Source organism: Streptomyces virginiae, assembly GCF_000720455.1.
In the GTDB taxonomy this organism is placed as follows: domain Bacteria; phylum Actinomycetota; class Actinomycetes; order Streptomycetales; family Streptomycetaceae; genus Streptomyces; species Streptomyces virginiae.
In genome coordinates, this window is the sequence record NZ_JOAK01000025.1 from 78,726 (window position 1) to 93,699 (window position 14,974).

Here is a 14,974-nt window from a genome sequence, read left to right on the forward strand (position 1 = left end):
GGCGCTCCTTCGCGGCCACGCCCCAGACCCTTCACGTCATCAGGGGAAGTCCCATGCGCGAACGCGCCCACACCGCCGTGCCCGCTGCCGTGGCGCAGCTGTCCGTCAAGGACGTCACCAAGGCCTACGGCACCCGTACCGTCCTCGACCAGGTCTCCTTCACCGTCCGCCCCGGCGAGAAGGCCGCCGTCATCGGCGAGAACGGCTCCGGCAAATCCACCCTGCTACGACTCCTCGCCGCGGCCGAGCCGCCCGACTCGGGCGAGATCACCGTCAGCTTCGCCGGCGGCACCGGCCACCTCACCCAGACCCTCGACCTCGACCCGGACCACACCGTGCAGGACGCCGTCGACCTCGCCCTCGCGGACCTGCGCGACATGGAGCGCCGGCTGCGCACGGCGGAGCAGGACCTGGCCGACGCGTCCCCCGGTGAACTCGACGCATACGGTGAGCTGCTGACCACGTACGAGGAACGCGGCGGCTACGAGGCGGACACCCGCGTCGACGCCGCCCTGTACGGTCTCGGCCTCGCCGGGACCGCCCGGGACCGCACGCTCGGCTCGCTCTCCGGCGGCGAGCAGTCACGGCTCGCGCTCGCCTGCGTGCTGGCCGCCGCCCCCGAGCTGCTCCTCCTCGACGAGCCGACGAACCACCTCGACGCGGCGGCCGTGCACTGGCTCGAAGAGCACCTGCGCGCGCACCGGGGCACCGTCGTCGCCGTCACCCACGACCGCGGCTTCCTGGAACGCATCGCCACCACCATCCTGGAGGTCGACCGCGGTGCGCGCACCGTGCACCGGTACGGCGACGGCTGGGCCGGCTACCGCGCCGCCAAGGCGGCCGCCCGACGCCGCGCACGGCAGGAGCACGCGGACTGGCTGGACGAGATCGCCGGCACCGAGGAACTGCTCGCGGCCGCCGCGAAACGCCTGGCGGGCACCGGCAAGGACCCGCGGCAGGGCTTCGGCAAACACCGCCGGTCGCACGAGGCCAAGCTCGGCGGCCAGGTGCGGGCCGTCCGCGAGCGGCTGGCCCACCTGCGCCGCAACCCGGTGGCGGCGCCGCCGGAACCCCTGAGGTTCGCGGCGGCGCTGCCGACGACGGCCGGCGGGCAGCGGACCGGCGGGCAGCGGACCGCCGGGGAGCGGGCGGGCGGCCCGCTCGCCGAGCTCGACGGCGTGGTGGTCGGGCGGAGGCTGCGCCTCGACGGCCCGCTCACCGTCGGGCCGGGGGAGAGGCTGCTGGTCACGGGCGAGAACGGGGCCGGAAAGACCACCTTGCTGCGCATCCTGGCGGGGGACCTGGAGCCCGACGCGGGATCCGTGCGCCGCCCCGCCCGGATCGGTTACCTCGCTCAGGAGCTGCCCGCCCGCTCCACCCGGCTCCCGCTGCTCGCCGCCTACGCGGCCGGGCGGCCCGGACCGCCCGAGGAGCACGCGGACCGGCTGCTGGCACTCGGTCTGTTCCGCGAGGAGGACCTGCACGTCCCGGTCGCCGCCCTGTCCGCGGGGCAGCAGCGGCGGTTGCAGATCGCGAACCTGGTGACCCGGCCGGCGGACCTCCTCGTACTGGACGAGCCCACGAACCACATCGCCCTCGACCTGGTCGAGGACCTGGAGGCGGCCCTCGCGGCGTATCCGGGGGCGGTGGTCGCGGTCTCGCACGACCGCGGCTTCCGCGACCGGTTCCCGGGCGAGCGGCTGGAGCTGCGAGCCGGCCGCGGACGCTGATACGCCGGGGGCGTGGGGGAGGGAGGTCACAGGCCTGGACCCTTATGGACTGCTTGCTCCGTATGTCACCCTGACCGTCAACCGGGTCACCCACCTGCCGCTCGACCCGGGCGACCGACCCCCACGGATGCGCCCATGCCCCTGCCGTTCCCGCCCCGAGCCGTCCCCGTCGTGCTGGCCGGAGCCGTGACCGCCCTGCTGGCGGCCTGCGGGCCCTCTGCCGCCGCCGGCCCCGCGGCCCCGCCGCAGCCGGTGGCGGCCACCACGACGCCCGCTCCCGCCCCCGTCTCGCCCGTCCCGGTCGACGTCCGCACCCAGGACTCGACGCTTTCCATACCCGCGGCGGGCATATCCGGGCTGCGCGTGGTCCCGTACGAGGGCACCACCGACGACGTCCCCGGTACCCGCATCCAGGACCGCGGGCTCGCGGCCAGCCCGTACGGGAAGCGGGGCGGGGTCGGCCCGGGCCAGGTCGGGAACTTCCTGGTCACCGCGCACCGCCTGTCGGCCGGCGGTCCGCTGCGGAACCTGACCGCCGTCGGCACGGGCGACACGGTCCGCGTGACGGTGGGCGGGGTGGAGTACACCTACGAGATCGTCGCGACCCGCAAGACCTCCTTCCGCTCGGCGCAGTCACTGCAGGAGCAGCGCGCGGCGGTACCCGGTTCACCCGGCGCGACCCCCACCCAGGCCATGATCACGATCTCGACCTGCGCCACCCCCGAGGACCACGCCGAGGGCAACTTCTGGAGCGACGCCCAGGGCAACCCCGAACACCGCATCGACAAGATAGGCGTCCTCCGCGGGACCAGGACGACCTGAGCCGCTGCCGTCCCGGTTCCTCCGGTGGAGGCGTCTCTCCTGGTCAGTCGAGCTGGTCCGCCGCGTAGGAGAAGGTGACGCTCTTGCACGGCCGGCAGATGCGAGCTCTGGGGCAACCCCTGCCGCCTGCACGAGGGACGATGACCTTCTCGGAGCCCTCCGGCCTACGGAACCGGGCGTATCCAGGCCTGACCGGCTGCCAGTTGACGAAGTTCAGGAGAGCGATGGGATTCCATATGGACAGCCAACCTGATTCCATCGGCCGGTGACAGTTCGAACACTTGACGGTTCCACTCATGGGTTTGGGATCCTTTCGAGCTGATGCGACGTGCCGGCCACTCTGCCCAAGGATTTCGCTCGTGCGTCTGGCCCAGGATTCTGTAAGAACCCCGCTCAAGCATGTCCACTCAGTCGAAGCTCGTCAGGTTGCGGGATTTCGGGACTTGGCGAATGCTGCCCGTCCTGATACGGGGCCGCGGGGCGACTGGGGAATCCGTTTGTCCGTCGGCCCGGTTGAACTGGTCGCCACCGAGGGTGGTCACGAGCGACGCGGGCTCGCAAGGGGCGCCCATGCCCTGGGCTCACGAGCGTTCTGCCGCCCGTGGCCACCTCGTCCGGGCGATGATCGGAATCCCGTACTTCTACCGGCTGGGAGGTTCAGGAGAGCCAGTCGGCATAGCGGGTGGGGGCGAGGTGGGCGTCCTTGTCGGTGAGGACGTCCCCCTTGACGACGGCGAACATGCCGGCGGTGGGGTCGGTGACGACGGTGCGGCTGTCGGACTTGTGGGACAGGGTGAGCCGGCCCAACTCGTCCAGGGAGAAGACCTCGGGTCCGGCGATGTTGCGAATACCCCCCAGCGGGGCGCCCGCCGCGACTTCTGCCACCGCGTCGGCCACGTCCTTGGAGGCGATCGGCTGGATCGGGGTGGCGGGCAGCCGGACGGTGTCGCCGTCGGCGGTCCAGGACAGGATCGCGTCGATGAATTCCATGAACTGAGTCGCGCGGACGATCGAGTAGGGGATCGATCCGGCCGTGAGGACGTCCTCCTGGAGCACCTTGGCCCGGTAGTAGTCCAGCTCCGGCACTTGGTCCACGCCGACGATCGAGAGGATGACGAAGTGACGGACGCCGCCCTTCTCGCCCGCGGCCAGAAGGTTGTCCATCGAGGTCTGGAAGAAGGCCAGGGAGGCTTCGTCGAAGGTCGGGGAGTTCGTCAGGTTGACGATGACGTCGGCCCCCGCCACCGCCTCGTCCAGTCCCTGGCCGCTGATGACGTCGGTTCCGGTGGACTGCGAGTGCGGCACCGCCTCGTGCCCGGCGGCGTTCAGATGCGTGACGACCTGCGACCCGATCAGCCCGGTACCGCCGATGACCGCGAACTTCATGACATGCCTTCCGTCGGGAGGTGTGCCCGAAATATGCCACATGATCCCTCTGGGGTTGTCTGATGTGAGGTCAGGGCCGCGTATCCGTCCCGCGTTTGCTCAACCCACTCATGGCTGCGCGCTCTCGGCGTGTCCCGCGCGCCCTTCGGCGTCCGCCGTGCTCCGGCCCGTCAGGCGTCGAAGCGCTGCCGTGAGGCCTCGATGTGCCCGATGTGGCGGTGGGTCCAGTCGCACAGGCCGTCGATCGTCACCCGCAGGGCCCGGCCCGGCTCGGTGAGGGTGTACTCGACCCGTGGCGGCACGACGGGGTGCACCGTCCGCTCGACCAGACCGTAGCGCTCCAGCATGCGCAGGTTCTGGGTGAGCATCTTGTGGCTGATGCCCTCGACCTGATCGCGCAGCTCGCCGAAGCGCAGGGTGTCGTCCCCCAGAGTCTCGATGATCAGGAGCGCCCACTTGTTGGCGATGTCCGAGAAGATCTCCCGCCCCAGAGAGTCCGCGCGCCGCAGGTCCGCTTCGTCGGGCGAGCCTGTGTACTGCTTGGTCACCATGAGGTTCCCCAGTCACTGAAAAGTGCGTTCTTCCATGTCAGCGGCCACTCTCCTACGGTTTCCGAGTAACCACAAGAGAGCGAGAACGGCGTGTGCTCGAGGGAAGCGAGCACACGGGAGCTCATCGCGAATGGAGACGCATCATGGCCATCACCCTGGTGAACCCCAACGGACTGCCGCAGATCGACGCGTACAGGCAGGTGTCGATCGCGACCGGGTCGAAGCTGGTCTTCGTCGCCGGGCAGGTCGCCTGGGACGCCGGCGGCGTCACCGTCGGCGAAGGGGACCTCGCCGCTCAGGTCGAGCAGTGCTACCTGAACGTCTCCACCGCCCTCGCCGACGCCGGCGCCACCTTCGACGACGTGGCGAAACTGACCGTCTACGTCGTCGACTGGACCCCCGACAAGATGTCCCTGCTGATGGAGGGAATCAGCCGGGCGGCCGCGAAGCTGGGGACCGTACCGGTCCCGCCGGCCACGCTCCTGGGCGTGGCGGCCCTGGACGTACCCGAGCACCTCGTCGAGGTCGAAGCCGTCGCCGTCATCGACTGAACGGTTGCTCCTGCGCCCGGCCGACGACGCGCGCCGTCCTGATGGGCCCCAGGGGTGACTACCGCGCTATTGCGCGCTGCGCGGTGGCAGCCGCCGTGTGATCCGGTCGAACAGCTCGGTCAGAGGCTCGCCGAGTTCCCGGCCGAACTCGGTCAGCCCGTAGGTGACCTGAGGCGGCGTCGTCGGCTCGACCTCCCGCCAGACCAGGCCGTCCTGGACCAGCGTGCGCAGGGTCTGGGCGAGCATCTTCTCGCTGATGCCGTGGATGCTCTCGCGCAGCTCGTAGAACCGGAGGTCGTTGCTGCGCAAGGAGATCAGCACCCAGATGCCCCACCTGCTGGTCACGTGGTCGACCACATTGCGCGCGGGGCAGTCCGTGTGAAACACGTCATACCGCTGCACCGGCCCGGCCTGGTTGAGCTGCTGGCTATCCGTCACGGGATGAGCTTACCCAGGGGTATGTCCTTACGAATGGTTAGCCCGGCTCATAGCGTCAAGGCCCAAGAGGACTTCCGACGAGGAGCTGATCATGATCGTGGTGACCGGGGCTACCGGCAACATCGGCCGGCCGTTGACGCAGGCGCTGGCGGAGGCGGGTCAGGAGGTGACGGCCGTCTCGCGGCACCCGGCCCCGGTGCCGAACGGGGTCCGCCACGTGGTGGCAGACCTGGCCGAGCCGGCCGGCCTCAGGCCTGCGCTGGCCGGGGCGGAGTCGTTGTTCCTGCTGCTGTCCGGCGACTTGCACTCCGCTGGAGCCGGCCCGGCCGACATCATCGGCGAAGCTGCGGCCGGCGGGGTCCGCCGGGTCGTCCTGCTCTCCACGCTGGGCGTGACGACCAGGCCCTTCGGCCCGACGCGGATCGCGATGCGCGCGCTGGAGGACACACTGCGCACGTCCGGACCGGAGTGGGCCGTCCTGCGGCCCGGCGGCTTCGCCTCCAACGCCCTGTGGTGGGCCGAGTCCGTCCGGGCGCGGCGAACCGTCGCCGCGCCGTTCGGCGACGTCGGTGTGCCGGTCGTCGACCCGGCGGACATCGCCGCAGTCGCGGCGGCCTGCCTGCTGGACGACCGGCACACCGGCAGTGTGTACGAGCTGACCGGCCCGGAGGTCATCACTCCCCGCCAGCAGGCACAGGCCATCGCTGCCGCGCTGGGCTCACCGGTGACGTTCCACGAACTCACCCGTGACGAAGCCAAGACCGCCATGACCCGGAGCATGCCGGCAGAACTCGCCGACGACACCCTGGACATCCTCGGTTCCCCGAGCCCGGCCGAACTGCGCGTCAGCCCGGACGTCCAGCAGGTCCTCGGCCGCGCCCCGCGGCCCTTCGCCGACTGGGCAACCCGCAATGCCGCCGCGTTCCGCTGAGGCTGACTGATCAGCACTGCCGACCGGCTGCGGCCCGGTACCCGGGGTGGTGGAGCCGCTTCGGGCGACTCCACCACGCGTACGCAGTCCACTCTCAGCCGGCACCCGCGCCCTCAGAAGCGGACGTGCCACTTGTCCCGCTCTTTCGGCGTGACGCAGGTGTCGTCGCCGTCCCATGCGTCACGCCAGACGTAGCCGGACTTGCACTGGTTGGTGCCCGGCTGGCGATTGGGGTTGAACTCATGCCACTTGTCCCGCTCCTCCGGCGTGACGCAGACGCCGTCGCCTTCGTAGCTGTCGCGGTAGACGTAGCCGGACTGGCACTGGTTGGTGCCGGGTTGGCGGGTGGGGTTCTTGGCGTGCGCGGCATCCCGTTCGTCGCGGTAGACGTAACCGGACTTGCACTGGCCGTCCGGCCGGCCGTTGGGATCCTCGGCGCTGCCGCTCTTGACCGGGGGCTGGGACGGGGAGCCCATCGCAGCGGATGCCGGCAGTGTGAAGGCGCCGGCGGCGAAGACCACCGCTGTGATGCAGATGCCGAGGCGCGAGAGGTGCCGTCCGGTGGTGGGGGTGTGGAGGTCGTGGGCCATGGTGTGCTCCTTGAAATGTGTCTCCGGCGGGAAGAAGCCGCTGGAACGAGCCGGCCTCGCCGCGTTCGGGGAGGCCACGCCTCCAGTAGGCCCGCGTACGCAATCCACTGCCTGCCACGAAAAGAAGTGACTTGACGAGAAGCAGCCGCCTCGGCGCTCGCTCCGGCGGCGACGGCTCGGTGATTCAATGAAGCGGCCCGGGCCGGAGCGCTAGGCGACGGCGCGGCGGATGCGGGCCAGGACGAGGACCGTGTCGTCGGTGGCCTCGTCGGGCAGCAGGTTCCCGATGATGCGGTCCGCGGCTTCCTCCAGTGAGCCCGTCACCGTGCGGAGCTGTTCCCGCAGCGCGTCCAGGCCGGCCCCGATGTCCTGGCCGCGCGCCTCGATGAGGCCGTCGGTGTAGAGGGCGAGCACGGCGCCCTCGGGCAGGTCGATCGCCGACGACCGGTAGGGGACACCGCCCACCCCCAGCGGGATCCCCAGGCCCTCGCCGATGGTCTGGACGGTGCCGTCCGGGTGGCGCAGCAGGGGCGGCGGATGGCCGGCGTTCGCGATGCGGGCGCGCCCGGTGTGCGGGTCGTAGACGAGGTACAGGCAGGTGGCGAGCTGGATGCCGGACTCCTGGGCGCATGTGTCGAGTTCGGTGAGCAGCGCCTCGGGGGTGCGGGTGTGGGCGGCGAGGGCCTTGGCTGTGATGCGCAGCCGGCCCATCGACGCGGCGGCCGGTACGCCGTGCCCCATGACGTCCCCGACGACCAGCGCGACCCGGTCGCCGGGCAGGTTGATCACGTCGTACCAGTCGCCGCCGACCTCGGTGATCCGGCTGCCGGGGAGGTAGCGGTGGGCGACGCTCACGTGGGCGCCCGATGCCACGGCGCTGGGCAGGAGGGCGCGCTGGAGGGTCAGCGCGATGTCCTGTACCCGCCCGTACAGGCGCGCGTTGTCCAGGCACAGCGCGGCGCGGGAGGCCAGCTCGCCGGCGAGGGTGACGTCCTGGTCATTGAAGGGCGTACGGGTGACGGACCGGCCGAACATCGCGATGCCCAGCACCGTGCCCCGTGCGATGAGCGGGGCGATGACGATGCCGCCCAGCCCGCTGTCGAGCAGCAGACGGGCACGGTCCTGGTGGGCGGCGGTGCGGGTGGCGAAGTCCTCGTCGACGACGACGTGGAGCGGGCGGCCGGTGCTCATCATCTGGTGGATGCCGGAGCCCGGCGGGTACGTGACCCGCTCCAGGCCCCCGACCAGCTCGGGCGCGGGCGGCGGGAGGACGGTGCCGGTGGCGATCCGGCGGGCGGTCAGCGGCAGCTCCGGGTCGAACCGCTCGTCCTCGTACATCCACTCGACCATTTCCACGACGGCGGCGTCGCAGAAGTCGGGCATCACGGCGTCGATCAGCTCGCGGGCGGTGACCTCCAGGTCCAGGGTCGTGCCGACCTGGGCCGACGCGCGGTCCAGGAGGTCCAGCCGCTGCCGGGCGGCCGTCGCTTCGAGCAGGGCCAGCTCGCGGTCGGTGACGTCGACGAGCAGCCCGCCCACCCCGGTCCGGGTGTCACCCGCCCCGCTCAGCGGGAAGAAGCTCACGGAGCGGACCTGGTCGCGGTCGGGCCGGCCCGGGGTGCGCAGCCCCACCAGCGCGCCGACGAGGGGCCGTCCCTTCTCGGCCACGGCCCGCAGCATGCGCTCGTACTCGCCCCCGTCGGACGTGATCATGATGTCGGTCATGCGCCGCCCCAGGTGATCCCGCACCGGGAGTCCGTCCATGTCGGCCAGCACCTGGTTGAGGTGGACGTAGCGCAGCTCCTCGTCGAGCATGACGAGGCCGATCGGGCAGGTCTCGAAGAGCGCGTCGAGGAAGGCGAGGTTCGTCTTGACCCGGTTGAGTTCGTCGCCCCTGCTGGCCAGGCCCATGATCACGGAGTCGCCCGCGGTCCCGGTCACCGGGAACACCCGGAACCCGCAGTCGAAGACCCCGGTGTCGCGGTGCCGGGCGGGCATCCGGACCCGCCAGTAGCCGAGGCTCAGGCCGCGTTCCACCAGCTGAGCGGCCCCGCCGGGGGTTCCGGGGGCGGCGTCGGGGAAGAGCAGCGAGGCGGGCCGGGAGAGGATCTCCTCGGGCGCGTAGCCGAAGAGGTTGCGGGCGCCCGGGCCCCAGTAGCGGACCCGCTCCTCGTCGTCCAGGCCGAAGACGGCCACGGGCACGTGTTCCAGCAGGGACCCCGGCTCGGACCGGATCGGACCGGGGGCGTCGGCGTCCGCACCCCCGGGCCGGTCCGATGGCATCAGAGGTCCCCCTTCGTCGAGGTCTCCCCTCATTGTGCCCGTCATCCGGGAGGCGGACCTCACGGCGATCTCGCCGCGGAACTCCCGCCCGCAGGTCGTACCGACCGGTAATTCCAGCCAAATATTGCCATGCACCTGACAGGCTCCTGACACTTCAAGGTGGCTGTGGGACGCTCCCGGCACGCACTCCGCACCCCCTGAGAGGCCCAGCGCCTCGCCCACCCCCACCAGTACGTGGCATGGAGGAGCGACCCATGAGGCACACCACGCCCATCTCCCGCACCACACGACTCGCACGCGCCGCCTCGATCGCGACACTCGTCGTCGCGGCGGGTCTGGCCGGCACCGGCACCGCGCTCGCGCAAGGCCCCGCCGCCCCGACCGCCGACCAGAAGGTCGACGGGGTGATGGTGGTCGCCGGCAACAGCTGTAGCTGGACGAACGGGAGCACCAGCGCCGCCGCCCCGAGCGCCCTCACCGTCGACCGCACCACGATCAACACACCCGGAGGCAATCTCGCCTGCGGTGGCGGCATCGCCGCCTCCCTCAACAACAACCCGGCCTTCACGTTCGACGACGCGGCCGGCACGGCCCGGACCGACCTGATCGACATCACCGGCAGGCAGAGCTTCATCTCCTGCCGCTACAAGGCGACGAACATCGTGTGGGACCGCGACGGTACGAGCCGCAAGTACGTCAACCGGGCCTTCACCGCCACCAAGGCCTCGGGCAGCTTCCTGTGCCCGGGCTCGGTGACCACCCCGGCCGGGGACGCGTCCATGTTGTTCCGCTGATCCGTGCAACCGCTGCGCTGAGCCACCCGCCCCACGCCCTGCCCACGCCCGGACGCCTCCCGGTCCCGCACCGGGAGGCGTCGCGGGGCGTCCGGGGCCGGGGCGTGATCACTCGGAGAGGTCGGTCGGCCGGGCCGGGTCAGAGGGTGTCGAGGAGCATCAGGACCTCGTCCCGCGTGTCGTCGGGGGCCAGGCGCAGGGCTCCGGGCCAGCGGCCCACCTCCCGCCAGCCGAGGCCTGCGTAGAAGTCCTCCAGGCCCTCTCCTCCCCGGGCCGCGAGGTGGAGTTGTTCGAGCCCCAGTTCGGCGCGGGCGATCCTCGGCAGCTCCCGCATGAGGGCGGACGCGACTCCGCGGCGACGGAACCCGGGGCGGGTCTGGAGGTGGTGAACCGTGCCCCAGTGTCCGACGAGCCGGTCGGGATCACGCCGGAGGACGACCCATCCGGCGAGGACGCCGCCGAACCCGGCGGTGACGAGCCGGCTCCGCTGCGGGTGCAGACGGCGGAGGAGTTCGTCCGCGACCGGTGCCACGTGGCCGCGGTCGACCGGCGGGAAGGGGAATCCGGCGGCGCCCCCCGCGTTGGTGACCTCGATCCAGCAGTCGATCAGCTGGTGCCGCAGTTCGGGCGCCACCTCTTGGACGTCGGTGATCTGGGCGAGTCGGGGCAGGCTGTCGTCCGTCATGACGAGGAGCATGCCAGCCCGCACGGACAACGGAACGGCCTCCGAAGCGGATCGCGTCCCGCTGACCGCGGGACCTCCAACCACGGCCCGCACGATCCGCTCGGACTCCGCGGTCTGGTGACGGGCGGGTGGCTGCCCGGGCCGCGGGGTGGCGCGCCACGCGTGAACCTGCCTTTGTGGATCCCCAGCAAGGTCATGCGGTGCCCGGTGGTGCCGACCGGACGACCTCCCGAGCCGAGCGACGGCGACGGCAGCCGCCAGGTCCGCCACCCCCACGGGCTGCGGGTCCCCGCGGGGACGGGCTCCGACGCCGCGCTGGCGGCCCCGACCGCGCACCTGACGGCCGCAGCGCCCTGGGGCGCCCGGGTCTCGATCGAGAGGGGTCCTCTACAGCCTTGCCTTTCCTAGGGGTTCTTGGTTAAACCTAGGTGTCCTAGGTAGAAGAGGAGGGCGCATGGCGCGGGCAGGGCTGACGGCGCAGCGGGTGACGGTCGCGGGTGCCGAGCTGGCGGACGAGGTCGGGCTCGACCAGGTGACCATGTCGCAGGTGGCGCGGCGACTGGGCGTGAGGGATGCGAGCCTCTACACGCACGTGCGCAGTCTGGAGGACCTGCGCGGCCGGATCGCGCTGCTGGCGGCGGACGAGAAGACGATCCGTATCGCGGAGGCGACCTCCGGACGGGCGGGCAAGGACGCGCTGGTCGCGTTCGCCGACGCCTGGCGCGAGTACGCCCACCAGCATCCGGGCCGCTACGCGGCGACGCAGACCGGGATCCGGATCGACCCCGGCCTGGCCGCAACGGCGGCCGGACCGCGGCGCGCGGTCGAACTGACCTACGGCATGCTGCGCGGCTACGGACTGACCGAGCCCGACCTGACCGACGCGGTCCGGTTGCTGCGCAGCACGTTCCACGGCTTCGTCGCCCTGGAGGCCGCGGGCGGGTTCGCGCACGAGCGTTCGCCGCAGCAGTCCTGGGTCCGCGCACTCGACGCCCTCCACACCCTCCTGGAGCACTGGCCCCCGTCCCGAGAAGGAGAATCCGCATGACCGTCCCGACCGTCGGCGCCCTGCGCGTGAACGGCGCGACCCTGCACTACGAAGTGCGCGGCCGGGGTCCGCTCCTGCTGCTGATCCCCGGAGGGGCGGGCGGCGCGGCCGCCTTCGACGGCATCGCCGACGACCTGGCCGCCGAACACACCGTCGCGACGTACGACCCGCGCGGCATGTCAAGAAGCACGCTGGACGACCCCGAAGCCGAGCAGAGCGTGGCCGAACACGCCGACGACGCCTTGCGGATACTGGAACTGCTGTCGCCCGACGAGCCCGCCCGGGTGTTCGGGTCCAGCTCCGGAGCGATCGCCGCCCTGCACCTGCTCACCACCCGCCCCGAACGCATCGAACGCCTCGTGGCGCACGAGCCGCCGGTAGTGGAGGTCCTGCCCGACGCCCCCGAACACCGCGCGCTCATCGCACGCGTACAGGCAACGTTCCACGCGGAGGGGCTCATGCCGGCGATGGCCGTGTTCGCCGCGGGTCTCAAGAAGGACGGCGCAGCCCCCACCGAGCCGAAGGCCGAGATCGAGCTGCCACCGCAGGCAGCTGCGCGGGCCGAGCGGACGATGGCGAACCTGCCGTACTTCGTCGGGCGCATCGTGCCGAGCTTCATGTCCTACGCCCCGGACGTCCACCGGCTGGAGGCACTGTCGGACCGGCTGGTGCTCGCCTGCGGCCAGGACTCGCACGGCGAGCTGCCCTACCGGCCCGCCGCCTTTCTGGCCGAGCACCTCGGCACGGAACTCCGGCACTTCCCCGGCGGGCACACCGGCCTGACCACGCACCCCGCCGAGTTCGGCGAAGCCCTCCGGAAGGCATTCCAAGGAGCGGAATGAAAACTCGCCGAAAAGACCGCGACGTCCCCGAGCCCGACGAGCCATGGAGCGAGATCAGACCAGGACTCTGGATGGGCGGACATTTCTGGACCGACAACACCGGCGGAGTTCGGCCGGCTGTTGCAGGTGACGAATTCGACGTGGTCATCAGCTTGTTCACGCGCGCGGGCCACGGTCCACACCCGGCAGTCCAGCACCTGATCACCGAACTCCCCGACGGCCCGCTCACCGCCGGTCAGATCCTCTCCGTCCAGGAGTTGGCGGGCACCGCGGCACACGCGGTGCGGGGCGGCCGCACCGTGCTCGTGCGCTGCCACTCCGGCTACAACCGCTCGGGACTGGTCATCGCACAGTCCCTCATCGAGCTGGGCCACACACCTGACGCAGCCATCAGCCTCATCCGGCAGAAACGGTCTCCGCGAGCCCTGAACAACGAGACCTTCGAGCAGTACCTCACCACCGGGCTGCAGGTGGCCTGCCTTCTGACCGGACTCGACACCCTCGGCTGAACCATCCACCCGCTGTTCCTTGCCGCGAGCCTGCACTCGACGCGCTGACCAGCGCACTGCCCCGGGCCCCGACCGATGATGGCCTGGGTCGACCGCATACCCCTGCCCGCCCTCAGGGCGCTGGGGGCGGTCGAAATGCTCGGCGCCACCGGCCTGGTGCTGCCGCCACTGACCGGCATCGCCCCAACGCTCGCGCCGGCCGAGGCCATCGGCCTCACACTTCTGCAAATCGGCGCGATCATCGTCCACTTGACCGGTCGAGACCGCCGCATCGCACTCAACGCCGGACTCGTCGTGGCCGCGGCCGTGGCCATCTGGCTTGCCGTCCGGCTGTGAACCGGCACCGTCTTCGACCGGTGAAGCGACGGCGGGCACGCCCGCCTGAGCACCACACGTCGTCCTCCACTTCGACACGGACCGATACGCGGTGTCGGTCATCCATCGGCGGCTGCCGGTTCGACGTCGGCGGCGTGTCGGCGGGGCCCGGCAATGTTCCGGAAAACGGCCGACCACCACTCACCGGGCGGCCCGATCCCGAGGAGTCACCATGCACACGCCCATACCCATGCCCGTCACCATCATCGGCGCCGGACTCGGCGGACTCACTCTGGCCCGCGTCCTGCACGTCCACGGAATCCCGGCCACGGTCTACGAGGCGGAGTCCTCCCCGACGGAACGCACGCAGGGAGGCCTGCTCGACATCCACGACCACAACGGACAGCTCGCCCTCGACGCCGCCGGCCTGATGGACGAGTTCCACGCCATCGTCCTGGAGGGCCGCCAGGCGATGCGGGTCCTCGACCAGGACGGGACCGTCCTGCTCGACGAGGCCGACGACGGCACGGGCGGCCGCCCCGAGGTGCACCGCGGCGAGTTACGGCAGGTCCTGCTCGACTCCCTCCCGGCCGGCACCGTCCGGTGGGGGCACAAGGTCAGCAGCACCCGCACCCTCGGCCCGGGCCGCCACGAGGTGACGTTCGCCGACGGCGGCACCGTCGTCACCGGCCTGCTGGTCGGCGCGGACGGCGCCTGGTCACGGGTACGGCCGCTGCTCTCCACCGCCACACCCGAGTACGCCGGCACGTCGTTCGTCGAGACGTACCTGTTCCACGCCGACACCCGCCACCCGGCCGCCGCGAAAGCGGTCGGCGGCGGGATGCTGATCGCGCCCGCGCCGGGCAGGGAGATCTTCGCCCACCGGGAAAGCGGCGACACCCTGCACACCTACGTGGCGCTCAGCCGGCCGCAGGACTGGTTCGCCGCCATCGACTTCACCGATGCCGCCGCGGCCACCGCGCGGATCGCGGCCGAGTTCGACGGCTGGGCACCGGAACTCACCGCGCTGATCACCGACGGCGACACAGCGCCGGTCCTGCGCCCCCACTACGCCCTGCCGACCGGGCACCGGTGGGACCGGGTGCCAGGGGTCACCCTGCTCGGCGACGCCGCCCACCTCGCGCCCCCGAACGGCGAAGGTGCCAACCTGGCCATGTACGACGGCGCCGAACTCGGCAGGGCCCTCGCCGCGCACCCCGACGACGTCGAGGCCGCGCTCACCGAGTACGAGCGGGCCATGTTCCCCCGCAGCGCCGAGCCCGCCACCTTCGAAGGCGGTGAGGTCCCCAGCATCGACTCCGAGCACAACACCGCCCGGAGTCTGATCGACATGGTCACCGAGAAGAACCGCACATGAGCCGCTGAGGCGCCGGTCTACTGCCCTCCGTCCCGCCGTCGGCCAACCGCGGGCGGAGCGGCATCCGCGCCCATCGACATCGGTCACGGGCGTGCGGACCGCGTCAGCGACGGCGGGCGTT

15 protein-coding genes and 1 pseudogene are annotated in these 14,974 nt (G+C 71.6%); 10 read left to right on the forward strand and 6 right to left on the reverse strand.

What is annotated here, in order from left to right; translation table 11 throughout:
- Positions 1–53: 53 nt before the first annotated feature.
- Together abc-f and IG86_RS0129465 are read left to right on the forward strand one after the other, a co-directional pair.
- Entirely contained in the window at positions 54–1,730 is a 1,677-nt protein-coding gene (abc-f, locus tag IG86_RS0129460) for a ribosomal protection-like ABC-F family protein (protein WP_030900875.1), read from the forward strand.
- A 135-nt stretch (positions 1,731–1,865) separates the two neighbouring features.
- Positions 1,866–2,552: a class E sortase gene (locus tag IG86_RS0129465; protein WP_078848433.1), complete on the forward strand. Its 687-nt coding sequence runs from the start codon at positions 1,866–1,868 to the stop codon at positions 2,550–2,552.
- A gap of 657 nt (positions 2,553–3,209) precedes the next feature.
- Here the strand turns inward: IG86_RS0129465 and IG86_RS0129470 are convergent.
- Positions 3,210–3,938: an SDR family oxidoreductase gene (locus IG86_RS0129470; RefSeq protein WP_030825103.1), complete on the reverse strand. Its 729-nt coding sequence runs from the start codon at positions 3,936–3,938 to the stop codon at positions 3,210–3,212.
- Positions 3,939–4,108: 170 nt separating this feature from the next.
- Positions 4,109–4,489 carry a winged helix-turn-helix transcriptional regulator gene (locus IG86_RS0129475; RefSeq protein ID WP_030825106.1) on the reverse strand — a complete coding sequence of 127 codons (381 nt, stop codon included), beginning with the start codon at positions 4,487–4,489 and terminating at the stop codon, positions 4,109–4,111.
- Between the two features lie 143 nt (positions 4,490–4,632).
- Between IG86_RS0129475 and IG86_RS0129480 the strand changes: the two genes are divergently transcribed.
- Positions 4,633–5,040 (forward strand): RidA family protein, encoded by a 408-nt coding sequence (locus IG86_RS0129480; protein WP_030825108.1) that lies wholly within the window; start codon positions 4,633–4,635, stop codon positions 5,038–5,040.
- A gap of 66 nt (positions 5,041–5,106) precedes the next feature.
- On the opposite strand, the gene IG86_RS0129485 is transcribed toward IG86_RS0129480, so the two are convergent.
- On the reverse strand, positions 5,107–5,478 hold the full coding sequence (locus IG86_RS0129485; RefSeq protein ID WP_030825111.1) for a winged helix-turn-helix transcriptional regulator: 372 nt from the start codon (positions 5,476–5,478) through the stop codon (positions 5,107–5,109).
- A gap of 91 nt (positions 5,479–5,569) precedes the next feature.
- Between IG86_RS0129485 and IG86_RS0129490 the strand changes: the two genes are divergently transcribed.
- Complete coding sequence (locus IG86_RS0129490) at positions 5,570–6,409, forward strand: SDR family oxidoreductase (protein ID WP_030825114.1); 840 nt, start codon at positions 5,570–5,572, stop codon at positions 6,407–6,409.
- Positions 6,410–6,522: 113 nt separating this feature from the next.
- Here the strand turns inward: IG86_RS0129490 and IG86_RS40250 are convergent, their stop codons facing one another.
- Both IG86_RS40250 and IG86_RS0129500 read right to left on the reverse strand, forming a co-directional pair.
- On the reverse strand, positions 6,523–6,999 hold the full coding sequence (locus tag IG86_RS40250; RefSeq protein ID WP_051785493.1) for a hypothetical protein: 477 nt from the start codon (positions 6,997–6,999) through the stop codon (positions 6,523–6,525).
- Between the two features lie 210 nt (positions 7,000–7,209).
- On the reverse strand, positions 7,210–9,282 hold the full coding sequence (locus tag IG86_RS0129500) for a SpoIIE family protein phosphatase (RefSeq protein WP_030825120.1): 2,073 nt from the start codon (positions 9,280–9,282) through the stop codon (positions 7,210–7,212).
- A 254-nt stretch (positions 9,283–9,536) separates the two neighbouring features.
- On the opposite strand from IG86_RS0129500, the gene IG86_RS0129505 reads away from it, so the two are divergent.
- Positions 9,537–10,076 carry a hypothetical protein gene (locus tag IG86_RS0129505; RefSeq protein ID WP_045936983.1) on the forward strand — a complete coding sequence of 180 codons (540 nt, stop codon included), beginning with the start codon at positions 9,537–9,539 and terminating at the stop codon, positions 10,074–10,076.
- 139 nt (positions 10,077–10,215) lie between these two features.
- Here IG86_RS0129505 and IG86_RS0129510 read toward each other — a convergent pair whose 3' ends face one another.
- Positions 10,216–10,761 carry a GNAT family N-acetyltransferase gene (locus IG86_RS0129510; RefSeq protein ID WP_030900879.1) on the reverse strand — a complete coding sequence of 182 codons (546 nt, stop codon included), beginning with the start codon at positions 10,759–10,761 and terminating at the stop codon, positions 10,216–10,218.
- 454 nt (positions 10,762–11,215) lie between these two features.
- Here IG86_RS0129510 and IG86_RS0129515 point away from each other — a divergent pair, with 454 nt between their 5' ends.
- From IG86_RS0129515 to IG86_RS0129535, 5 genes and pseudogenes are all read left to right on the forward strand, one after another.
- Positions 11,216–11,809: a TetR/AcrR family transcriptional regulator gene (locus IG86_RS0129515; protein ID WP_030900883.1), complete on the forward strand. Its 594-nt coding sequence runs from the start codon at positions 11,216–11,218 to the stop codon at positions 11,807–11,809.
- Entirely contained in the window at positions 11,806–12,651 is an 846-nt protein-coding gene (locus IG86_RS0129520) for an alpha/beta fold hydrolase (protein ID WP_030900884.1), read from the forward strand. The genes IG86_RS0129515 and IG86_RS0129520 overlap by 4 nt, the downstream gene beginning before the upstream one ends.
- 140 nt (positions 12,652–12,791) lie before the next feature.
- A complete protein-coding gene (locus tag IG86_RS0129525) occupies positions 12,792–13,160 on the forward strand; it encodes a protein-tyrosine phosphatase family protein (protein WP_324611343.1) in 369 nt (122 codons plus the stop codon).
- Positions 13,161–13,229: 69 nt separating this feature from the next.
- Positions 13,230–13,496, forward strand: a pseudogene (locus IG86_RS0129530) (DoxX family protein); the annotation flags it as partial.
- A gap of 211 nt (positions 13,497–13,707) precedes the next feature.
- Positions 13,708–14,853, forward strand: a complete 1,146-nt coding sequence (locus IG86_RS0129535; RefSeq protein WP_030900888.1) for an FAD-dependent oxidoreductase — start codon at positions 13,708–13,710, stop codon at positions 14,851–14,853.
- The last annotated feature ends 121 nt before the right edge of the window (positions 14,854–14,974 follow it).